The 21113-nt window shown below is 62.9% G+C and carries 20 protein-coding genes; 12 read left to right on the forward strand and 8 right to left on the reverse strand.

The genetic code is table 11. From position 1 onward, the window contains the following. From CN933_RS23750 to uxaC, 3 genes are all read right to left on the reverse strand, one after another. The gene (locus CN933_RS23750) at window positions 1–561 is read right to left on the reverse strand and encodes a TRAP transporter small permease (RefSeq protein ID WP_018098821.1); all 561 of its coding nucleotides are present in this window, start codon (window positions 559–561) and stop codon (window positions 1–3) included. A gap of 203 nt (window positions 562–764) precedes the next feature. After that, window positions 765–1742 (reverse strand): TRAP transporter substrate-binding protein, encoded by a 978-nt coding sequence (locus tag CN933_RS23755; protein ID WP_102762583.1) that lies wholly within the window; start codon window positions 1740–1742, stop codon window positions 765–767. Window positions 1743–1773: 31 nt separating this feature from the next. Next, entirely contained in the window at window positions 1774–3183 is a 1410-nt protein-coding gene (gene uxaC, locus CN933_RS23760) for a glucuronate isomerase (RefSeq protein WP_018098819.1), read from the reverse strand. 157 nt (window positions 3184–3340) lie between these two features. Between uxaC and CN933_RS23765 the strand changes: the two genes are divergently transcribed. From CN933_RS23765 to CN933_RS23795, 6 genes are all read left to right on the forward strand, one after another. Further along, entirely contained in the window at window positions 3341–4360 is a 1020-nt protein-coding gene (locus CN933_RS23765; protein WP_018098818.1) for a Gfo/Idh/MocA family protein, read from the forward strand. A 94-nt stretch (window positions 4361–4454) separates the two neighbouring features. After that, on the forward strand, window positions 4455–5447 hold the full coding sequence (locus CN933_RS23770) for a YihY/virulence factor BrkB family protein (RefSeq protein ID WP_102762584.1): 993 nt from the start codon (window positions 4455–4457) through the stop codon (window positions 5445–5447). A gap of 98 nt (window positions 5448–5545) precedes the next feature. After that, window positions 5546–6064, forward strand: coding sequence for a DUF2231 domain-containing protein (locus CN933_RS23775; RefSeq protein WP_100670253.1), 519 nt, complete (start codon window positions 5546–5548; stop codon window positions 6062–6064). Between the two features lie 262 nt (window positions 6065–6326). Then, window positions 6327–6827: a hypothetical protein gene (locus CN933_RS23780; protein ID WP_018098815.1), complete on the forward strand. Its 501-nt coding sequence runs from the start codon at window positions 6327–6329 to the stop codon at window positions 6825–6827. Window positions 6828–6837: 10 nt separating this feature from the next. Next, a complete protein-coding gene (locus CN933_RS23785; protein ID WP_018098814.1) occupies window positions 6838–7278 on the forward strand; it encodes a DUF421 domain-containing protein in 441 nt (146 codons plus the stop codon). 541 nt (window positions 7279–7819) lie between these two features. Beyond that, window positions 7820–8806 carry a YihY/virulence factor BrkB family protein gene (locus tag CN933_RS23795; protein WP_102762585.1) on the forward strand — a complete coding sequence of 329 codons (987 nt, stop codon included), beginning with the start codon at window positions 7820–7822 and terminating at the stop codon, window positions 8804–8806. 8 nt (window positions 8807–8814) lie between these two features. Here the strand turns inward: CN933_RS23795 and CN933_RS23800 are convergent, their stop codons facing one another. Then, window positions 8815–10368, reverse strand: a complete 1554-nt coding sequence (locus tag CN933_RS23800; RefSeq protein WP_102762586.1) for a PQQ-dependent sugar dehydrogenase — start codon at window positions 10366–10368, stop codon at window positions 8815–8817. After that, window positions 10361–10813, reverse strand: a complete 453-nt coding sequence (locus CN933_RS23805) for a DUF2231 domain-containing protein (protein WP_102762587.1) — start codon at window positions 10811–10813, stop codon at window positions 10361–10363. Before CN933_RS23805 ends, CN933_RS23800 begins: the two co-directional genes overlap by 8 nt. Window positions 10814–11065: 252 nt before the next feature. Here CN933_RS23805 and CN933_RS23815 point away from each other — a divergent pair, with 252 nt between their 5' ends. Genes CN933_RS23815 through CN933_RS23840 form a run of 6 tightly spaced genes read left to right on the forward strand, consistent with a single transcriptional unit; the run spans window position 11066 to window position 17720 of the window. Beyond that, complete coding sequence (locus tag CN933_RS23815) at window positions 11066–11647, forward strand: cytochrome c oxidase assembly protein (RefSeq protein ID WP_102762589.1); 582 nt, start codon at window positions 11066–11068, stop codon at window positions 11645–11647. Next, window positions 11638–12762 (forward strand): c-type cytochrome, encoded by a 1125-nt coding sequence (locus CN933_RS23820; RefSeq protein WP_102762590.1) that lies wholly within the window; start codon window positions 11638–11640, stop codon window positions 12760–12762. The genes CN933_RS23815 and CN933_RS23820 overlap by 10 nt, the downstream gene beginning before the upstream one ends. Then, window positions 12759–13742: a cytochrome c oxidase subunit II gene (locus CN933_RS23825; RefSeq protein ID WP_102762591.1), complete on the forward strand. Its 984-nt coding sequence runs from the start codon at window positions 12759–12761 to the stop codon at window positions 13740–13742. The genes CN933_RS23820 and CN933_RS23825 overlap by 4 nt, the downstream gene beginning before the upstream one ends. Window positions 13743–13745: 3 nt before the next feature. Beyond that, on the forward strand, window positions 13746–14819 hold the full coding sequence (locus tag CN933_RS23830; protein ID WP_102762592.1) for a sodium:calcium antiporter: 1074 nt from the start codon (window positions 13746–13748) through the stop codon (window positions 14817–14819). Beyond that, the gene (ctaD, locus tag CN933_RS23835) at window positions 14819–17341 is read left to right on the forward strand and encodes a cytochrome c oxidase subunit I (RefSeq protein ID WP_164866854.1); all 2523 of its coding nucleotides are present in this window, start codon (window positions 14819–14821) and stop codon (window positions 17339–17341) included. The genes CN933_RS23830 and ctaD overlap by 1 nt, the downstream gene beginning before the upstream one ends. Window positions 17342–17348: 7 nt before the next feature. Continuing rightward, window positions 17349–17720, forward strand: coding sequence for a hypothetical protein (locus CN933_RS23840; RefSeq protein WP_102762594.1), 372 nt, complete (start codon window positions 17349–17351; stop codon window positions 17718–17720). Window positions 17721–17723: 3 nt separating this feature from the next. Here CN933_RS23840 and CN933_RS23845 read toward each other — a convergent pair whose 3' ends face one another. The 3 genes from CN933_RS23845 to CN933_RS23855 form a co-directional block, all read right to left on the reverse strand. Continuing rightward, complete coding sequence (locus CN933_RS23845; protein ID WP_080636763.1) at window positions 17724–18782, reverse strand: LacI family DNA-binding transcriptional regulator; 1059 nt, start codon at window positions 18780–18782, stop codon at window positions 17724–17726. A gap of 106 nt (window positions 18783–18888) precedes the next feature. Beyond that, on the reverse strand, window positions 18889–20169 hold the full coding sequence (locus CN933_RS23850) for a D-tagatose-bisphosphate aldolase, class II, non-catalytic subunit (protein ID WP_102762595.1): 1281 nt from the start codon (window positions 20167–20169) through the stop codon (window positions 18889–18891). A gap of 2 nt (window positions 20170–20171) precedes the next feature. Next, a complete protein-coding gene (locus tag CN933_RS23855; protein WP_102762596.1) occupies window positions 20172–21113 on the reverse strand; it encodes a tagatose kinase in 942 nt (313 codons plus the stop codon).

Here is a 21113-nt window from a genome sequence, read left to right on the forward strand (position 1 = left end):
TCAGGCCTTTATTTCAGCAGGTTCGAGTTCGGCGGCAACTTCCGCCGGCGGCATTTCGTCGAGACGATCGTCGATCGGCTCCCCGGCAAGGCGCAGGACGATGCGCTCCAGCGCGAACAGGCAAATAAGGACGCCGCCCGCGACGAGGGGCACATAGCTCCAGCCGCCGGAAATCCGCAGCGACGGCAGGACGGTGTTCCAGGTGAGAGCCACGAGCTGCCCTCCATACCAGATCATGCCGGCCCCGAAGGCGAGCGCGACGATATCGGAGATCATGCGCAGCCAGATCTTGCCGCCTTTCGGCACGACATAGAGCAGCACGTCGAAGCCGAGATGATAGTTTTCGCGCACCCCGACTGCGGCACCCAAGAAGATGAACCAGCTCATCAGCATGACGGCGCCGGGTTCGGTCCAGCTCGGCGAGTCGTTCAACACGTAGCGGCAGAACACCTGCCAGGCGACGATGAGCGTCATCGCGACGAGGCCCACACCCGCCATCCAAAGCGAGAGGGTGCCCAGCCACGAGAGGCCCCGGCCTAGTTTTGCCAATCCGTTGGACAAGGTTTCATTCCTATTGAAAGGGACGGGCAGGCTTCTGCCGCGGCCTTTGCGCTCGATTACGATGATCCTGGGTCGGGTCGATCCAAATCATGAACGTCATCGATTTCAGTTGATTGGAGCGGGATACGGGCGGAGAACCGCACACGCATTTCCTCATCCCGCTCCAACGCGCATGGGCACAGCAGGCCTGCCCGTCTGACTCGTCACTGCACCGCGCGAACGTCCTCGACCATCTTCTTGAGGACCTCATCGGTGACGTGCTTTTCGTAGACCGGCTTCATCGCGTCGATGAACCCCTGCTTGTCGGGGGTGGTGATCTTCGCGCCGGCCGCTTCGACCTTCGCACGCGACTCCTTCACCTTGGCAGCCCAGAGCTCGCGCTGCTTGGCAACGCTCTCCTTCGCTGCCTGCTTGAAGATCTCCTGGTCTTCCGGCGTGAGCTTGTCGAAGACCGCCTTGTTCATGACGAATACCTCCGGAAGGATGGTGTGTTCGTCGAGCGAGAAGTTCTTGGCCACTTCGAAATGCTTGGCGGTGTCGTAGCTTGGAAAATTGTTTTCCGCGCCGTCGATGACGCCCGTTTCGATGCCCGAATAGACTTCGCCGTAGGGCATCGGCGTAGCGTTCGCCCCGAGTGCTGCCACCATGTCGACGAAGATGTCCGACTGGATGACGCGGAACTTCAGGCCCTTCATGTCTTCAACCGAATTGATCGGCTTCTGCTTGTTGTAGAAGGAACGCGCGCCGGCGTCATAGAAGGCAAGCACCACCACTCCGGCGCCTTCGAAGGCCTTCTTGATCTGATCGCCGATCGCGCCGTCCATCACCTTGTGCATGTGCTCTTCCGAACGGAAGACATAGGGCAACGCCGGAACGATCGATTCCTTCACCGTTCCGTTGAAGGGCGCCATCGATACGCGGTTCAGTTCGATGACACCGGAGCGCACCTGCTCGATCGTGTCCTTTTCCTCTCCGAGCTGCGCGGAGTGATAGACCTCGACGGAGTAGCGGCCGGCTGTGCGCTCCTTGACCAGCTCGCCGAAATATTTGACCCCCTCGACCGTCGGATAGCCGTCCGGATGCGTATCCGATGAGCGCAGCACCGTCTGAGCATTGGCTGCATTGCCTATAAAAGAAGCGGCGACCAACAGACCGGCCGCCAGTTTGACCAGGATTTTCATGCTTTTCCTCCCGTTTGCATGATGTGAATTCTCAGAGCCGGTACGCCTCCTTGGCGAGACCATAGGCAAGGTCCCGCGCAAGCTCGTACGCCTCATCCTCCCGCAGGCGATGTTCCGCGACCAGACGCGCGAGAAATGCGCAGTCGACCCGGCGCGCAATGTCGTGGCGCGCGGGGATGGACGGAAACGCCCTTGTGTCGTCGTTGAACCCGACGGTGTTGTAGAAGCCCGCCGTCTCGGTGGTCATCTCACGGAAGCGGCGCATACCCTCCGCACTGTCGTGGAACCACCATGCGGGTCCGAGCTTCAGCGCGGGATAGACGCCGGCAAGCGGCGCAAGCTCGCGCGCATAGCTCGTCTCGTCCAGCGTAAAGAGAATGACGGTCAGATCGCGCTCGAGCCCGACTGCATCGAGCAACGGCTTGAGTGCGGTCACATAGTCGGTGCGTGCCGGAATATCGAAACCTTTGTCGCGGCCGAACTTTGCCAGGATCGCCGGCGAGTGGTTGCGGAACGAGCCCGGATGAATCTGCATTACGAGCCCATCGTCCAGGCTCATCTTCGCCATCTCGGTCAGCATCTGCGCCCGGAACAAGCGCCGCTCGTCGGCATCCGCCTTGCCCAGCCGCACCCTGTCGAAGAGTGCCGCGGCCTCCGCTTGCGAAAGGTTGGCCGTGTCTGCCGTCGCATGGCCGTGATCCGTCGAGGTCGCGCCGAAATTCTTGAAATAGGCGCGGCGGGAGCGATGGGCGTCCAGATAGCCCGACCACGTTGCGGTGTCGGCGCCGGTGATGTCGCCGAGCTTGTCGAGATTGGTCGAAAAACCCTGGAAATCCGGATCGACCACCGCGTCGGGACGGTAGGCGGGGACGACCCGTCCTTTCCAGCCGCTTTCCAGTATCTTGCCGTGCCAGCCCAGATCGTCCAGGGCACTGTCGGTCGTGGAGATCACCTCGATATTGAAGCGCTCGTAGAGCGCGCGCGGGCGATAATCCGGGCGCCCCAGACAGTCGGCGACGTGGTCGTAAAGCCGGTCCGAACTGGCGGCGGAGGGCAGTTCGTCGATGCCGAAAAGCTCGGAGAGCGTATAGTCGAACCAAAGCCGCGTCGGCGTGCCGCGAAAGAGATGGTAGTTCTCGCAGAAACGCCGCCAGATCGCGCGGCCATCCGTCTCGACCGGCGAACCGTCGAGCGCCGGAACGCCGAGCTCTTCCAGCCTGATCCCCTGGCTGAACAGCATGCGGAACACATAATGATCCGGCACGATGAGAAGTTGGGCGGGGTCGGGAAAAGGTTCGTCCAGCGCATACCAGCGCGGCTCCGTATGCCCGTGCGGGCTGACGATCGGAAGACCGCTTACTTCGGCATATAGCCTCCGCGCCAGCGCACGGGTGCGCTCTTCGGCCGGAAACAACAGATCTGGATCGATCAGTCCCCTCATCACTCTCCCGCTCCTCCAACAGGTGCTCTATGGCTACGGCTTGTAAAATATATTGTCAACATACAAACTTCATGAAGTTGTATGATGACTTTCTTGCCGCGCATCGCTGCAGGATGTAGAGAGAGGTCCGGAGGAACTGTGCTGAGGGGGTGACGGAATGAAAAAGACGCGCATCGGCGTGATCGGACTCGGCATGGCGGCTGGCCCGCATGCCAAAAGCCTGCTGGACCTCGAGGAGAGAGTTGACGTCGCTGCAGCCTACAGTCCCACGGCCGCCAGGCGGGCTGCCTTTTCCGAGGCCTATGGTTTCGCGACTTGCGACTCCGCCGAGGCGATCTTCCATGATCCGTCGATCACGGCCGTCATGATATTGACGCCGCCGAGCACGCATCTCGATCTGGTGCGGCAGGCGGCCGAAGCGGGCAAGCATGTGCTTCTCGAAAAACCGCTGGAGATCACCCCGGAGCGATCGGAAGCTCTGGTGACGTTGGCCGAGCGCGCGGGAATAAAACTCGGCATCGTGCTTCAGCACCGCTTTCGCAGGGTCAGCCAGGAACTTGCGAGGCTCATCGATGAAGGCCGCCTCGGCCAAATCGTCAGTGCTTCGGCCCGGCTGCACAATTGGCGGCCGCAGAGCTATTACGATCAACCGGGCCGGGGTACGCGGGCTCGCGACGGCGGCGGCGTGCTTCTCACCCAGGCCATACACACGCTCGACCTTCTCGTTTCGCTCGCTGGCCTGCCGGAAGAGGTCAAGGCCTATGCGGCGACGAGCGGAATCCACCGCATGGAAACCGAAGACCTGGCGATGGCGGCGATCCGCTTCGCGGGCGGCGCGATAGGGACCGTGAGCGCGACCACCTGCGCTTATCCCGGCTATCCGGACGAGATAGATATAATCGGGACGCGCGGGATGGCGCGCCTGGGCGGCCGGCTGCTTGCCGTATCCTTCCACGACGGAACGGAACTCTCGGTCGAGGACGAGGCCGCGGGTGGTGCCGGCGCCGATCCGATGGCATTCCCGCATCACCATCACCGTGCGGTCCTCGCCGACTTTCTCGATGCCGTCGAGAGTAATGGCGAACCGCGCGTCAACGGGCGCGAGGCGCTGAAGGTCCACCGGCTCATCAATGCGTTTCTCGGCGCTTCGGAAAGCGGGCAGGCGCACCGCCTTTGAGCCGTCGCGTCCCGGAACAAGCTATTTACCGCGGCGTTGGATAGGCATGCGGCGAGGCGAAAGCCGGGTTCCGTCACCGGACGGGCGTTGATACATGGGTGCGAACGAAATCGAACTTGCCGAAAAGCTGGAGGCCGCGGAGCCGGGCAGGGGGCGTGCAGCCGACACGCCCGCAGATATCCCCGCCAAGGGGATGCGGGACGTCTTCTGGCGGGTGCTTTCCGAAATTGGCGAAGAGCGGGTCATGCTGATAGCCGCGGGGGTAAGCTTCTACCTTCTGCTGTCGCTCTTTCCCGCGATGGGTGCCCTCGTCTCGATCTACGGGCTCGTCGCGGACCCGTCGGAAATCGGCACCCATGTCGGTATCCTGCAGGTGATTCTGCCGTCGGACTCCTACGGGCTGATCATGGACCAGCTGGAGACCCTGACGACGCAGAAGCAGTCCACTCTCGGCATCGGTTTCTTCGTGAGCCTGTCAATCTCCCTGTGGTTGGCAGCCAACGGCATTGCCGCCCTCTTCGACGCGATGAACGTCGCCTATGGAGAAAGGGAAAGGAGAGGCTTTCTGTCCAGAACCCTCCTGTGCATCGCGTTCACCTTCGCGGCGCTCCTCTTCGCGGTCGCGTTGATCGCTGCGATCGGGGTCGTGCCGGCCGTACTGGCCTATGTGTGGGTCGATCGTTGGGTCGAGCTCGTGACCCGAGCGGCGAGATGGCCGGTGGTACTCCTCCTCGTCACCTTCGGCACCATCCTCATCTATCGTTTCGGGCCAAGCCGCGAGCGGGCGAAGTTGCGGTGGCTGAACTGGGGCGCGGTGTTCAGTACCTTGTTTTGGCTGGCCGCCTCATGGCTCTTTTCCTACTATCTGGAACATTTCGCCAACTACAACGCGACATACGGCGCCCTCGGCGCGCTTGCCGGTCTCATGACATGGGTGTGGATCTCGGTGATGATTCTCATAATCGGCGCACTCATCAACGCCGAACTCGAACACCAGACGGCGGTAGATTCGACGACGGGCAAGCCGCTCCCCTTGGGCGAGCGCGGTGCTCATGTGGCCGATACCATCGGCAAGGCGGCCGACTGATCAGCCGCGGCATGCGCCGGTTCGCATCGCCAAGGAACAATCGCCGCTTCTTACGCATTTCAGGATCACCGGGACTTGCGGTGCTGGAGGACTATGCCATGGCAGATCGTGACCTCTTGGGTCTGGCGGCCAGCGCGAAAATCGGCGGGCATCCGATCCATCCGATGCTCGTTCCCTTTCCAATCGCGCTCCTTGTCGCAACGTTCATATGTGACATCGTGTATCTCGCGAACGGAAATTCATTCTGGGCAGACGTGTCTATGTGGTCGCTGGGTGCAGCCATCGTGATGGCAGCCTTGGCCGCTCTCGCCGGACTGACGGATTTCCTCGGAAATGCCCTTATTCGGGCGATCGACGACGCTTGGAAGCACATGATCGGAAACGTTGTCGTCGTACTCCTCGCAGTGGCCAGTTTTTGGCTGCGCTACGCGAACGGTTCCGTCGAGGCGGTCTGGCCATGGGGCCTTCTGCTATCTCTCGCCACCGTCCTGCTGCTTCTCTACACCGGCTGGAAAGGCGGGGAGCTCGTCTATCATCATCGCGTCGGCATGGACCCCGAGGCGGAGGACGGCGCTGCCACGCCATCCATCACCAGGCATGGGACGAAGCACATCTAAAGGCCCTGTCGTCCGCGGCGGCAACCAGCCGATTTCCGGTTGCCGCCCGTATCCTTCTATTAGCTTCGGTCGCAGGAGAACTGCATTCCAGGCCGCCCGTTCGACGAACAGGCGCGGCTCGGGCTGCTGCCTTCTGCGCGGACACTGCTTGAGTTCTGCGGCGGACACCAGGGCGAGGAAGCGGGCCGTCGTAGAGGGTTGGTTCACGGAACATTTCCGCCCGTTCAGCCATTCTACAAAGCTCAAGGGCGAGGTCTAAGCTTTGGATCAACCACCAGTTCGACCGGACGGATTGCAGATCGAAGAGCATCGCACGTTCCAGGAGTTTTTCTGGAAAGTAGAGCGCGCCGCATGGATCGTTTTTGGCCTGATGCTGCTTGCCGCCGTCCTGGGCGTTACCGGCTCAAGGGGCTGGCTTCAGAGGCAGACCGTGACGTTCGCCGGCGGCGCCGTCGATGTGCCCCGTTTCAGCCGCTGGGAGGCTTCCGAGACGCTGAACGCGTCATTGGCCGGCGGCGAGAACGAACGTCGCCTGACCTTGTCGCCCGAATTCTTCAAAAGCTTTCAGGTGGAGGATATGGATCCGCCACCGGTCTCCGCTGAAGCAGGCGATGAAGGGCTGGTATACCGCTTCCGGTCCGCTTCGCGGCAGCCCCTCGTGCTGACTCTGCACCTCCGTGCCCAAACTCCGGGCGTCGTTTCCTACCGGGCAAGTATCGATGACGAGCCGGTAAAGGAGGTGCGGACGATCGTCTGGCCCTAGGAGATACGTCATGGACTCCGTCGTTCGCGGTATTACGATCTATTTTATACTCCTCGCCGCGCTCCGGCTTTCCGGCCGGCGCACGGTTGCACAGATGACCACCTTCGACTTCGTGCTGCTGCTCATCATCGCCGAGACCACTCAGCAGGCGCTGCTCGGCGACGACTTCTCCATCGTCAACGCAACATTGCTTATCTTGACGCTTTTCGGCGTCGATATCGTTCTCTCCTACGTCAAGCAATGGTCGCCGAAGATCGCTCTGTTTCTCGACGGCACGCCGACGGTGCTTATCGCCGACGGGAAGGTCGACGAGCGCGCCGTGAGAAGAGCCCGGGTCAACATCGAGGACATCCTGGTCGCGGCCCGGGAGCAGCAGGGTCTAGCTCGCCTCGACCAGATCAAATTCGCTGTTCTCGAGGCGGACGGGGGAATAAGCATCATTCCGAGATGAAAAGGTGGTGCCAAGCTGGAAACCCCGGTTCGTCCGCCAATTCAGGGTGCCACTTTATTTCGATCTCATCGTGCAACGGTACTCCCCCTTGATACATGCGATCTTGGGCGAGGAGCACTCGACCGCTCCGTCGACAACGAACATAGAGAGCATTGATCATTGAACTCGAGGCAGTCGGGATTGGCATCTACGAAATTCTTCATGGCCAGGCTTTGACTTCGAACGTCTCCCTTTTCGTGCTGCACATTCCCCGCGACTGCCGGAAGAAACGGAGTCGCCGCAGACAAAAGTATGGCGGTCAGGCGCAGCGTCGCAGGTTTCATGATTCAGTTCTTTCAAATCCGAAAACGCGCCACGAGAGCATGGAGCACTTCTTATGAGAAAATAAGTCGCGCCGTTCAGTAAGGGCTTCGCGTCCGAATAGGGGAGATCGCAAGGAACAAGCCATCGCCTGGCGTGTTCGAATGCCACCCGCGTTCGCCCGCCATCGGCAAGCCCGATCAGCGGCACGGCGGACTTTCGAACCCGTGAGGAAGAGCAGATGAAATCCGGTGATGCAAAGAGGGGAACTGACGAGAAGGCTCAAGAGGAGGGCAGGGGACGCACGGCCGACAGCCCGGGCGAAATCCCGGCGAGGGGTCTGCGTGACGTCTTCTGGCGGGTGGTTTCACAGATCAGCGAGGACCGGATTTCGCTCGTTGCCGCCGGCGTCACCTTTTACGTGCTCCTCTCCATATTTCCAGCGCTCGGCTCGCTCGTCTCCATCTACGGTCTCGTTTCCGATCCAGCCGCGATCGCCGAGCAGGCTACAATGCTCGCCACCGTGCTCCCGGCGCAGTCGCTTCAAATGATGACCGATCAACTGGAAACCCTGACCTCCCAGAACACGTCCAGCCTGAGCCTCGGCTTCATAGGCGGGTTGCTCTTCGCTCTCTGGAGCGCGCGCAACGGCGTGGGCGCCCTTTTCGAAGCCATGAATATCGCCTATGACGAGACGGAAAAGCGCGGCTTCGTCCGGCTGGCACTGTTAAGCATCGGCTTCACGCTGGCCGGTTTGATCCTGACGGCCGTGCTCATCGCGGCCATCGCCATATTGCCGGCAGTGCTGGCCTTTCTCCACCTGGAACTGGAAGGTCTCGTCAGGTTCGTGCGCTGGCCCGTGATGCTGTTGCTCGTAGCGGCGGGCATCACCCTGATCTATCGCTACGGTCCGTGCCGGGAGCCGGCCAAACTCAGGTGGCTTACCTGGGGTGCGGCCCTGAGCACGATCTGCTGGCTCGTCGCGTCCCTGGCGTTCTCTTATTACATCGACAATTTTGCGAACTACAATGCCACCTACGGCGCTCTCGGCACGCTGATAGGCTTCATGCTCTGGATCTGGATATCCACTATGATCGTCATCATCGGTGCTGAACTCAATGCCGAGCTGGAACATCAGACGGCGAGGGATTCAACGACAGGGCGGCCCAAGGAGCTCGGAAAGCGCGATGCCTATGTCGCCGACACGGTGGGCGACGCCGAGGATTAGATCGGAAATTATTGCTGCGGCTCCGGTGATTCCTGTTCCGTAGCTCTCGGCAGAGTAGCCGGCGCGACATCGGTCTGCGGCGGCTCCGGAGGCGTGGCACCGGTTGCGGGAGGAGCGGCCAGTCCGGATGTTCCTCCTGTCTCACCCGCCGGCGGGGTGGCTTCGCTGGTGACCGCGCTATCCCTCTGTCCGTCCGTGCCGACAGGGCTCGGCGTGACCCTGCCGTCGGCTCCGGCGACGCGCCAGACGGTGTTGCCGGCGTCGTCGGCAACAAGCAGCGCCCCGGTCCCGTCGATCGCAACGCCGACCGGACGACCGCGTGCCTGATCGCCTTCGATGAAGCCGGTCACGACGTCCTGAGCCTTCCCGGCCGGCCGGCCGTTTTCGAAGGGGACATAGACGACCTTGTAGCCGTTGAAGCTGCTGCGGTTCCAGCTCCCGTGCTCGCCTATGAAGGCGCCGTTGGCGAAGGGCTCCGGCAGGGCGGAGCCGTTGGAGAAGACCAGGCCCAGTGCGGCGACGTGGCTGGAAAGAGCATAGTCCGGCGGGATCGCTTTCTCGACCATGTCGGGCCGCGGCGGATGGACCCGCTCGTCCACATGGGCGCCGTAGTAGCTCCATGGCCAGCCGTAGAAAGCGCCTTCCTGCACCGAGGTCATGTAGTCCGGCACCAGATTCGGCCCCAGCTCGTCACGCTCGTTGACGACCGTCCAGAGCACGCCGGTTTCCGGATGGAAGATCAACCCGTTCGGGTTGCGAAGGCCGGACGCGAAGACGCGGGCCGCACCCGTTTCCCGATCTACCTGCCAGATCGCAGCGCGGCCCTTTTCGGCCTCGAGCCCGCGCTCGGCCACGTTCGAGTTGGAACCGACGGAGGCATAGAGGTAGCGCCCGTCGGGGCTGAGGGCCAGATCCTTGGTCCAGTGATGGTTGATCGGGCCACCGGGAAGCGGTGTTAGAACCCGCGGCTCGCCGGTGATCTCCGCCTGCCCGAGCTGATAGGGATAGGCGAGGATCGCATCGGCCGCAGCCACGTAAAGCGTTCCGTCGTGCCACGCCACTCCGAAAGGAGAATTGAGCCCCGTCAGCAGGTCGTGGCGTTCGTCCACCGTTCCGTCGCGATCGGTATCGCGGAGCAGCGTGATCAGATTGCTTTCCTTTTGGGGGCCGGCACCACCGCCGTGGGCCATGGACATGATCCAACCCCGGATCATGTCCTTCGGCCGCTCTATCGGCTTGCCCGAGGGTTCGCGCGATTGAACGACGAGAACGTCGCCGTTCGGCAGCGTATGGACGGTCCTCGGATTGGCAAGGTCCTTCGCGTAGGCGGCAATGACGAGATTGTCGGGAACGCTCGGTGCCGTGCCGTCCTGCCAGCCGACGACCTCGGCGATTTTCATGTCCGGCATGAGTTCCGATGTCGGCTCCGGCAAGACCGGATCGGGGCCGATCTGCTGCGAAACGTCGAAATCCGAGCCGTCATCGCCGCAGCCTCCGAGCGCCAGGAGGAGAACGCCGGTTCCGACGAGGAATCTTGCACGGAAGAAGGCAGAGCTATTCATAATCGCTCACTCCGGATTGCCTGCGATAGAGGGTGGCGCGGCCAAGCAAAGCGAGGAGGATCGTCAGAAGCACCGTCGCCGCGGAGAGGATCAACCCGTAGGGTACCACAGCCGTCCAGCCATCGGCGGCATGGACGAGGTTGTTGACGAAGGCGAGACCGAGGACGAGGACGTAGCCGATTACATGGAGCCAAACCGCCCCTTGCCTACGCCGCTCCCTTCGAAACAGGAACTCCAACACACCGGCCACACCAGCAATCACGCCGGCGATGATTCCGGCAAAGAGCAGCCAGGCGGAGAAGTTCTGCCACATGATGTGTCCCGTCTGCCAGAAGGCGATATCGGTCAGAAGGGCGAGCGTAAAGCAGACGACCGGAAACGGCACGAGCAACGAATGGACCGGGTTGGTGACGGTCGCGGCAGTCGATGCGGAATTCAGATTCATCGGCGCCTCCTGTTCGGTCGACCGTTGAAACCTCGGGCCTGCCCATTTGTTCCGTGAGCGCTTCGCGGCGGGCGGTTCGGCCGTCTCCGCAACCACAGGAGGTGCGGATTGGAACCATGAAGCACCCCAAACAGTTTCGCCTTGCGACACAGTAATTCGATGCCGTGTTTCGACCGGCCGCCTGCGCCGGCGACCTTTCTGAAACCTGACCGGCGCGGTCTTGGTCAACCGCTCGGAGGACTAGGGGGAGTGATGGGGCCGTTGGCGACGCATATGGCAGTGCACATCCTGCTGATGAACCTCGCCGCGCCCGTGGCTGCCGTCGCAATGACGTGGGGCCGGCCGCAGCGGCGGGAAATCGCCGGGTGGGTTCTGCCGCTTGCGACACTTGTGCAGATCGCCGCCCTCTGGGCCTGGCATGCGCCGCCATTTCTCAAGCGGGCCCTGGAATTTCCCACGGTTCATCTGCTGATGAATGCCAGCCTGTTCCTGACCGCATTCCTGTTCTGGCGGGCGGTCCTGCTCCTTCATGGCAAGCGTTCCTGGCAACCGATCGTTGCCCTTCTGATGACCAGCAAGCTCTACTGTCTTCTCGCCGTACTCTTCGTCTTCGCGCCGCGAGCGCTCTACCCCGCTTTCGCTGCATCCCACACGGCGCATGCGACTGGAACCCTGAACGCAACTTTGGCCGATCAGCAGCTCGCGGGGCTTATCATGCTGGTCGCCTGTCCTGTGACCTATGTTCTCGCAGGAATCGTGATTGCCGCGCGTTGGCTTTTGACGATGGAGGAAGACGAGGCCGGATCCAGAACGGGTGCAGCAGCGTGGACCTGAGAAACCTTCACTGGACGGCCGTTGCTAAAATCGTCGGGGTCGGCGCCGTGCTGCTCGTGACTGCGGGTGTCGTGTTCGTCTGGTCCGGCGTCTACAACGTCGCGGCCTCCAAGGACCATCTGCGGATTACGACATGGATCCTGACGCTGGTCCGCGAACGATCGATCGCCAACCGAAGCTTTACGATCGAAGTTCCGCCGCTCGATGACGACGGCATGATCCGACTCGGTGCATCCCATTTCGAAGGTGCGTGCGTAGCGTGCCACAACCGCCCCGGCGAAGAGATAAACCCGATCGTCAGCGGCATGCTGCCCCCGCCTCCGGATCTGATGGACATCGGCAAGCGCCGCCCGCCGGAGGAGATCTTCTGGATCGTCAAGCACGGCCTCAAATATACCGGCATGCCCGCATGGCCGAATACGCGGCGCGACGACGAAGTCTGGGCCGTTACGGCATTCCTCGCGAGCCTGCCCGCAACGGCAGGCAATTATCCCGACTTGGCAGGCCTCACGCGCAGCCAGGCGAGTAGAGATGAGGGATCCGTGAGCGGCAGCGCCTTGACCGCCTGCAGGCGCTGCCATGAACGCGAAGGCACAGGCACGAACGGCGACCGTATCCCGCGGCTCGCGGGGCTACCCGAAGCCTATCTCCTGCGCAGTCTCCAGGAGTATGCGAAAGGGACCCGCGCGAGCGGTGCCATGGAACCGGTCGCCGACCTTCTGTCAGAGGACGCCATGCGGGAGCTGGCAGCGCATTACTCCGCGCTCCAGCCAAGCGCCGGAAATCAATCGGCGCCACCTGACCCTGAGCAACTCAGGCGCGGCGAAGCCATAGCCAGGCGCGGCATCGCGCATCAGGGCGTACCGGCCTGCCTGAGCTGCCATTCCGGACGTCAATCGCAGCAGTTTCCGGTCCTCGCCGGCCAGCATGCCGAATATATAGAGGAGCAAATACGGCTCTGGCGGCGCGGCGGGCGGATCGGGACCCCCTATGGGAGGATCATGACGGCGGTTGCCGGCGCACTGGACGAAGCGCAGATCGAAGACGTCGCCGCCTATCTGGGTTCGCTGCCTCCGGGAAGCGCCACGGCGCCGATGACGGAGGCGAACCGATGAGGCTCGCCCGATATTTCGCCGTGGCAAGCGCTCTCGCGCTGCAGGGCTGCGCCGGGCTGCAGTCCGCGCTCGATCCTTCCGGAGCGGAAGCCGAGCGCATCGGCACGCTCAGTTGGCTGCTGATCCTGTTCTCTACCGCCATTCTCGCCGGGGTCTGCCTGATCACGGCGGTCGCGCTTTTCGGCGGTGAGCGCTGGCGTGCCCGCATTGCGGGCGAAAGGGTGGTCATCGGTGGCGGTCTCGTTTTCCCGATCCTCGCTCTCAGCGTCCTGCTGGGCTACGGCTTCTATCTTATGGCGCCCGGCGCCACTGCGGCCCGTTCGCAGGGCGGATTGCGCATCGAGGTCGTGGGCGAGCGCTGGTGGTGGCGGGTGACCTATGTCGACGAGGCCGGTCGCCGCATCGAGAGCGCCAACGAAATCAGGCTGCCTGTCGGGCGACCGGTGGAATTGGAACTGACATCGGCAGACGTTATTCACAGCTTCTGGGTGCCCCGGCTCGCCGGCAAGCTCGACATGATCCCCGGCCATACCAACACGCTGACGCTTCAAGCGACGAAGGCCGGCATCAGTCGCGGCCAATGTGCGGAATATTGCGGCGGGCCGCATGCCTTCATGTCCTTTTACGTGATCGCCATGCCCGAAGATCAGTTTTCCTCCTGGCTGGCAGGTGAGGCCGGCGACGCCGCGGCTGCGAAACAGGATCAGGCCGCAGGGCAGGCGCTGTTCCTCTCCTCCGGCTGTGCCGCATGCCACCGGGTCCGCGGCACGGATGCCCGGGGCACGATCGGCCCCGATCTCACGCATGTGGGCAGCCGGCACTCGCTTGCCGCTGCCACGCTCGAGAACGATGTCGCCGCCTTCGTCCGCTGGATCCGCGACGGCCAGCACGTGAAGCCGGAAAATCTGATGCCGCCATACGAAATCTTCACCGACGACGAATTGCGGCAGCTCGCCGCCTATCTGGACCAGTTGAGGTGACCTATGCTTGACTTCGCCGGCCTTGGACTTTGGCTGAATCTTGCGATTTTCGCGGGGGCTGCCGTGGCAGTCTGGATGGCAGGCGTCAGGATCACCGGCTATGCCAATGCGATCAGCGAGAAGACGGGCGTAGGCCAGGCCTTCATCGGCGTCGTGCTTCTCGGCGGCATCACTTCCCTCCCGGAGCTGGCTGTAGGCGTGACCTCGTCGCTCAGCGGTGACGCCAGTCTCGCGGTCAACAGCATCCTCGGCGGCATCGTCATGCAGGTGGCGATCCTCGCCTTTGCCGACATGCTGATCGGCCGCCAGGCGCTGACTTCGGTCATTCCCGATCCGGTCGTCATGCTGCAGGGTGGCTTCAAAATCCTTCTCCTGTCGATCGTCGCCGCCTCGATCGTGGTGGGGGACGTGCCGGTGCTTTTCTCGGGCGTGTGGATGTGGTTGCTTGCAGCGGTCACGGGCTTCGGCATGTGGGTCTTGTCACGAACGAAGCGCGACAAGCCCTGGATAGCGAATGACGAGGAGGTCACGCCCGAAAAGGAGGAAGAGAGGGCGCGGAAGGAGGCCGAAGACAGCAAGGAGAAATCGCTGCGCGAGGTGGGCTGGGCGACTGCCGGCTGCGGCGCCGTCATCATCGTCGCAGGCTATCTGCTGTCGCGTTCGGGAGATGCGATCGCCGAAGCGACCGGACTCGGCCAGAGCTTCATCGGCGCGGTCCTCGTGGCAATTGCGACGTCGCTGCCGGAAGTCAGCACGGTGTTCAGCGCCACGCGTGCCGGCCTCTATACCATGGCCATGTCGGATATCTTCGGCACGAACCTCATTGATCTCTTCCTTCTTTTTATCGTCGATATCACCGGAGGTGCCGACGCGGTGATGAACGGGGCCGGGCGCTTCGAAGCCTTTGCAGCGCTGATCGCGATCACGGTCACGGCGATCTTCTTCATCGGGCTGGTCGAACGGCGCGACCGGACGATCTTCCGGATGGGTTACGACTCCTTCGCGGTCCTCACCGTTTACCTGGCGGGACTGGTCGTCCTCTATTTCCTGCGCGACACTGGCGGTGGAGGCGGATGATGGAACTGCCAAATCCCGATACCCGGCCCGAAGGCGAGGTCCGTGAACTGGAGCGCATCTGGGCGACGCCGCGCGGTTGGCGGCTGGTGACGGCCGTCAACAATACGGTGATCGGTCTTCTCTATATCGGCGTCGCGTTTCTCTTCTTCCTCATGGCCGGTCTGCTGGCCGTCGTCATGCGCACGCAGCTCGCCCTCGGCGACAATCGCCTCATAGACCAGGACCTCTACAATCAGATGTTCACGGTCCACGGCACGACGATGATGTTCCTCTTTGCCGTGCCGGCGGTCGAGGCGCTCGGTGTCATGCTGCTGCCGCAGATGCTGGCGGCGCGCGATCTGCCTTTTCCGCGCCTTAGCGCCTTCGCGATCTGGGCCTATGTTGTCGGCGGGCTGGTCTTCTTCTCGACCATCTTCTACGACCTCGCGCCGAAAGGCGGCTGGTTCATGTATCCGCCGCTGACGCTCATGGAATATTCGCCGGGTGACAACGCCGATTTCTGGCTGCTCGGCATCGGCTTCATCGAGATTTCGGCGATCGCAGGGGCGGTGGAGATCGTCGTTGGCGCGCTGAGGACAAGGCCGCCGGGCATGTCGCTCGCCAAGATGCCGATCTTCGCCTGGACGATGCTGATCTTCGCCAGCATGATCATGTTCGCCTTCCCGGCAGTGATCCTGGCGACGATGATGCTGGAGATCGAGCGGGCGTTCGGCTGGCCCTTCTTCACCGCCGCGCTGGGGGGAGATCCGCTGCTCTGGCAGCATCTCTTCTGGTTCTTCGGGCACCCGGAAGTCTACATCATCTTCCTTCCGGCCGCGGGCCTCGTCTCGATGATGGTACCGACCATGGCCCGCACACCGCTCGTGGGCTATCACCTGATCGTCGTCGCCTTGATCGGCACGGGCTTTTTCAGCTTCGGGCTCTGGGTGCACCACATGTTCACGACAGGCATTCCGGCGCTGAGCCTCGCCTTCTTCTCCGCCGCCAGCATGGCGGTCGCCGTTCCCTCGGGCATCCAGGTCTTTTCGTGGATCGCGACCATCGCCGCGGGACGGGAGCGCTTCCGGATAACGACCGCATCGCTGTTCATTCTCGGCTTCCTGTTCATTTTCACCCTTGGCGGGCTTACCGGCGTCATGGTGGCCATGGTGCCCTTCGACCATCAGGTACACGATACCTACTTCGTGGTTGCACATTTCCACTACGTGCTGATCGGCGGGTTCGTCTTCCCGCTGTTTGCGGCGATCTATTACTGGATGCCGCTCTTCAGCCGCCGGATGCTCTCGGAACGGTTGGGCCGGTGGGTTTTCTGGCTGATCTTCATCGGCTTCAACGTCACCTTTCTGCCGATGCATCTGACCGGTCTCAGAGGCATGCCGCGGCGCGTCTGGACCTATCCCGGCGACATGGGCTGGGACACGCTGAACCTCATCTCAACCGTGGGGACCTATGTGCTTGCCGCCGGCGTACTCGTGTTTCTGGTGGATCTCGCCGCGAAGTTCCGCCCCGGCAACGGACCTCACGAGAACCCTTGGGGGGCGGGCACGCTCGAATGGCTGCCGAACGACGTCTACTCCACCCGAAGCATCCCTCACATCACCAGTCGCGAACCGCTCTGGGACCGGCCGAGTCTCCCTCAGGAGGTACGCGACGGCCATCACTATCTTCCAAACGCTCCGACCGGCTGGCGGGAAACGATCGTGACCTCGCCGATCCATGCCCGTCCGCAATATGTCATCCAGATGCCCGGTCCCGGCTGGCCGCCTTTCCTCGCGGCCGTCTTCACGGCGGCGTTCTTCCTGCTGCTGACGGTCAAGATGGTGACGATCGCGACGATCTGCGGAGTCCTCGCCATCGCCTTCATCCTCGTCTGGGCCTGGGGGCTCGACCCCGGGCCTTCGAAAGGCATGATCGAAATCGCCAAGGGCGTCCGCCTTCCCACCTATATGAGCGGACCGACGTCGCATTCCTGGTGGGCGATGGTGGTCCTGATGTTCGTTGCGGCGTCCCTCTATCTCGCCTATGTCTTTTCCTACCTTTTCCTCTGGGTCGTCTCGCCGGAGGTCTGGGCACCGGCCGGTTCTCCGGAACCACCGCCCCTTCGCTGGCCCTTGGGGTCCGCGGCGCTGCTTCTTGCCGGCTCGGGTATCTTATGGCTTGTCAGCCGCAGGCTGGGGATGTTCTCGGCATCGCGCGTGGCAATGGCGGCCGCTCTGCTTCTTTCGCTCGCCTGCCTGACGGGTGCGTTCGCACTTGAACTCCGGGGACACTTGGCGACCGGCTTGACCCCCGATGGGAACGCCTACGGAGCCATGGTTTATCTCGGCGCCGTTCTCTTCGCTCAACTCGTCTTCGCCCTGCTGATCATGGGACTGTTCGCGATGGCGCGGCATCTGGCCGGGAAGCTGGATGCCGTACGGCGGGTGACCTACGACAGCTACGCGCTGCTCTATCACTACGCCGTCGCCCAGTCGCTGCTGGGCCTCGGACTGGTTCACGGCTTCCCGCGACTGATCGGATAGGTGCGTCATGAACGATCCCGTCCGCGAACCACCCATTGCCGGCGCAATTCTCTTCCTTCTGGCCGGGCCGATTCTTTGGGGTGGACATCTGCTTGCCGTCTATACTTTCCACGCCGTGGCATGCGCCGCCGCGGGGCCGTGGGCGACCACCATCGTTCCGGGATCCATCGTCGTGGCCACACTCGCCGCGGCCGGAGCACTCTTGCTGGTCTTCTCTTTTCCGGGAAAGCTCGCGCAAGCGCTTCGCTGTGCCGATCCGGGAGACGACCAGCCCTTCCTGATCCGCGCGGGGCGCCTTCTGACGGTCCTGGCCCTGACGGGCGTCCTGTGGACCGGCTCGGGAGCGCTCGCGCTTGCGCCGTGCGCGCAGTTCAGGTGAGTTCTAAGCCGAACCGCGCAACATGATCTCCGCGCTCAGCAAAATACGTTCGTCGTCGCGAAAGGCTTCACCGTTACCCGAAGCCTCGCCGAGCTTGAACAGGAGCAGTTCGATCGCCAGCCTGCCGATTTCGTTGTAGTTCTGCGCGACCGTGGTCAGTGGCGGACAGGTGTAGCGGGACAAGGGATGGTCGTCATGGCCGGCGACCCTCAGATCGCTGTCGGCATCCCGCCCGACCTTCAGGCCGGACTGAAACGCGGCCGCAATGACGCCGAAGGCGACGCGGTCGTTCGCGCAAAGAACGGTTTGCGTGGGGAAACCGCCCCTGGACAGGATGCGCAGCGTCTCGTCGAAGCCGAACTTCTCGAAGTCCCAGGAGGCATATGCCGTCGTCTCTACGACCGCCGGCTTCATCTTCAGTTGCCGCATGGCCTCGAGGTAAGCGTCCTGGCGCGCCATGGCGTTGTTGTTGACCGGGGGCATGCCGAGATAGCAGGGCGCGCCACCCGAACGGCAGAGATAGTCGACCATCAGCCTGAAGCTCTGCCGGTTGTCGGTTCCGACGAAGGAGGAACTGTCGTCGAGCGGCGAGTCGACATAGATCAGCGGTATGCTTTGTCCGAGCGCGCTCAGCTTCTGGTGATGCGACTGGACGCCGAGCGGAGCGATGATCGCGCCGGCGACGTTCATCGACTTGAAGGTTTCGATCGCCCGTTCTTCCATCTCGGGCCTGCCGTCCGAGGAAAGGACGAAGGCGAGGAATCCCGCCTGATCGGCAATGTGCTCGATGCGCCGCGTCAGCGCCATGTAGAACGGGTCCGTCGAGTTGGGCACGATGACCCCGAGGATATTGGTGCGACGGCGGTTCAGGTTGACGGCGAAGATGTTCGGGCGAAAGCCCGATTGCTTTATCGCCGCCTCGATGGCGTCGCGTGTCTTCTTGCGCACCGATGAGGGATCGTTGAAATATTTGGAGACGGTGGGGCGCGACAGGCCGACGAACTCCGAAAAATCCTCCATCGTCTTGATCTGTCTGGTCACGGTCGAAGCGTCCCCGCTCATCTGATTTGGTCTTTCGGAATATTCACCGATCACGGCGCTTCCGCTAGAGCGGGTTGAGGAAAAGTGTGCGCGGCTTTCCGCCCGCATCCCGCTCTGACGTCTTGATCTAGACCCGGCACGCTGCGAAATAGTCCTGCAGCACGGCGTCGACGGCGGCAAGCGCCAACGGCTTGGCCTGCGGCGCGACCTCGCCATTGCGAACGCGCGCGTAGCTGCCGGCGAGAAACTGGCTGATCAGCGTTTCCGGGATCGCAACGCCGTCGAGCAGAGACATGAGTTCGTCCACGGCTGCAGCGGCCTTCGGATGCGGCCAGTAATAGCGTATGCGGTCGCTATAGGAGAAGTGCCGCTGGAGGCGCTGCTCGTCCGCCGAGCCGTGATAGTATTTGCCCCAGTTCGCCGGTTCCTCGCGCATCACCGATTCCGTGACTTCGGCAAGCGTCCGCTCGCGCGCGCCGGGAAAGAGAAAGGCAGCGATCTGGTCGAGGCCGTAGAGGGCTTCACGAAGAGCAAAGGTGAGGCCGGGTCCGACCTTCAGGATCGCGAAGCCGTCGGCGACCAGTTGGCGAAGCGCATCCGGCGTCTGGTAATCGGTGGAATGGGCCTCGAAGACCATCCCGTCAAGTTGGCCCAGCGTGGCGCTGAGCTTTTCGGCCCTGGCACGATCATAGGCAATGACGTTCTCGTTGCCGAATTCCACGCCCGGCTGGACGACGGCGCCCACGACGCGGCTGAAGGCACCGGCGGCGCCGGCTTCATCGAATGCCGCGCGATGGACGCGCACGGTTTCTATGGCAGCTTCGGGAGCAGTCACCTCGAGCGTGTCCAGCTCTTCGAGCGCGCCGCCCGGTATCGGGACTTCGGTGCCGATGATGTAGACCGGGAGTACGCCCCCACGGCCGCCGATGGCGTCTTCGGCGACGGCCGCGAGCCGCGCCGCGCGGGCCGCCGTCGTGGCATCGGGCAAGGCCGTCGGTTCGCCGGCGCATCCCATGCTGGTGTCGAGATGCAGCTTGGTGAATCCTGCTTTCGCGTAGGCCGCGATCATCGCCTCTGCCTTGGCCATCGCCTCCGCGGCGGGCAGATGCTTCCAGGGATTGGGGCCGAGATGGTCGCCGCCGAGCAGGATCTTATCCCGGGGGAACGCGATCCGGTCGGCGATGGTGCCGACGAAGCGGGTGAAATCCTCAGGCGTCATTCCGGTATAGCCGCCGTCCTGATTGACCTGGTTGCAGGTCGCCTCGATCAGCACCGGCGTATTCTCCCGGCGCGCGCGCAGCATGGCGGCTTCGATGACGAGCGGGTGCGCGGAACAGATCGACGGTATGCCGCGCGGACCGGGACGCTTGCTCCACCGGGCGATGTCGATGAGATAGTTCTCTTGCATGATCAGGCCTGTTGCTCGCTGATGAATCGTTCGAGTTCCGCGCGTGTCGAAGCGCCTTCCATAGGGCCGAAGTGCATGACGGCGCGGGCGCCGGACGCGGCGGCGAATTCAAGGGCCTCGCGGGGGCTCGCCCCGTTGAGCCAGAAGCTGACGAAGGTGGCGCCGAAGCAATCGCCGGCCCCGGTCGGGTCGACCTCTTCGACAGGGAAGCCCGGCAGGGAGAGCGCCGTCACCGCATCGAAATAGCTGGCGCCTGCTGCGCCGCGTTTGACGACGACGGCTTTGATGCCGGCTGCGAGGAGTTCCGCGACCGCCTGACCTTCCGTCTTTGCTTCGGTGAAGAGGAAAAGCTCGTCTCCGCTCGGCAGGAAAAGATCCGTCTCGGCGAGCACCGTAAGCAGCGCCTCGCGCATGCCGGGGCTTTTGAGGATCTCCGGGCGAAGATTCGGATCGAAGGAGACGGTGCCCCCGCCCGCCTTGACGATCCCGATCGCGGCGAGAATGCTTTCGACCACGCTCGGCGCGTAGAGCGACGAGCCCATGACATGGATATGGCTGCATTCGCCGACGAGCCGGGTCATTCGCGCGTCGAGCATGATCTTGCCGCAGGCGCTGTCGCGGATGTTGAAGACGAAAGCGCGGCTGCCATCGGGCCGGTAGCGGACGAAGGCGCTGCCGGTCGTGGCGAGCGGATCGACCTCGATGCCAGAAATGTCGACGCCGTCGCCCTTGAGGCGTTCGAGGTTGACCGTGCCGAAATCATCCCCTCCGACGCGGGAGATGATCGCGCATGGCTGACCGAGCTTCCCGGCCTGGTCGATGAATATGGCCGGTGCGCCTGAAGGGAAGGGGCCGATGAGCGGCGTCGCCTGGCGGAACCCGTCGCCCTTCTCGGTCGCGATGATTTCGACGAGAATCTCGCCGATCGTCAGTATCTTGTGCAT

It is taken from the genome of Sinorhizobium sp. M4_45 (assembly GCF_002885915.1).
GTDB classification, from domain to species: Bacteria; Pseudomonadota; Alphaproteobacteria; order Rhizobiales; family Rhizobiaceae; genus Sinorhizobium; species Sinorhizobium meliloti_A.

Bases quoted from the DNA above. Each gene is read 5' to 3' on its own strand.
- CN933_RS23850 (WP_102762595.1), bottom strand. From the start codon at position 20,169: ATGCAAGAGAACTATCTCATCGACATCGCCCGGTGGAGCAAGCGTCCC.
- uxaC (WP_018098819.1), bottom strand. From the start codon at position 3,183: ATGAGGGGACTGATCGATCCAGATCTGTTGTTTCCGGCCGAAGAGCGC.
- CN933_RS23815 (WP_102762589.1), top strand. From the start codon at position 11,066: ATGGGGCCGTTGGCGACGCATATGGCAGTGCACATCCTGCTGATGAAC.
- ctaD (WP_164866854.1), top strand. From the start codon at position 14,819: ATGGAACTGCCAAATCCCGATACCCGGCCCGAAGGCGAGGTCCGTGAA.
- CN933_RS23775 (WP_100670253.1), top strand. From the start codon at position 5,546: ATGGCAGATCGTGACCTCTTGGGTCTGGCGGCCAGCGCGAAAATCGGC.
- CN933_RS23855 (WP_102762596.1), bottom strand. From the start codon at position 21,113: ATGCACAAGATACTGACGATCGGCGAGATTCTCGTCGAAATCATCGCG.
- CN933_RS23770 (WP_102762584.1), top strand. From the start codon at position 4,455: ATGGGTGCGAACGAAATCGAACTTGCCGAAAAGCTGGAGGCCGCGGAG.
- CN933_RS23825 (WP_102762591.1), top strand. From the start codon at position 12,759: ATGAGGCTCGCCCGATATTTCGCCGTGGCAAGCGCTCTCGCGCTGCAG.
- CN933_RS23800 (WP_102762586.1), bottom strand. From the start codon at position 10,368: ATGAATAGCTCTGCCTTCTTCCGTGCAAGATTCCTCGTCGGAACCGGC.
- CN933_RS23830 (WP_102762592.1), top strand. From the start codon at position 13,746: ATGCTTGACTTCGCCGGCCTTGGACTTTGGCTGAATCTTGCGATTTTC.
- CN933_RS23845 (WP_080636763.1), bottom strand. From the start codon at position 18,782: ATGAGCGGGGACGCTTCGACCGTGACCAGACAGATCAAGACGATGGAG.
- CN933_RS23755 (WP_102762583.1), bottom strand. From the start codon at position 1,742: ATGAAAATCCTGGTCAAACTGGCGGCCGGTCTGTTGGTCGCCGCTTCT.
- CN933_RS23840 (WP_102762594.1), top strand. From the start codon at position 17,349: ATGAACGATCCCGTCCGCGAACCACCCATTGCCGGCGCAATTCTCTTC.
- CN933_RS23785 (WP_018098814.1), top strand. From the start codon at position 6,838: ATGGACTCCGTCGTTCGCGGTATTACGATCTATTTTATACTCCTCGCC.
- CN933_RS23795 (WP_102762585.1), top strand. From the start codon at position 7,820: ATGAAATCCGGTGATGCAAAGAGGGGAACTGACGAGAAGGCTCAAGAG.
- CN933_RS23765 (WP_018098818.1), top strand. From the start codon at position 3,341: ATGAAAAAGACGCGCATCGGCGTGATCGGACTCGGCATGGCGGCTGGC.
- CN933_RS23805 (WP_102762587.1), bottom strand. From the start codon at position 10,813: ATGAATCTGAATTCCGCATCGACTGCCGCGACCGTCACCAACCCGGTC.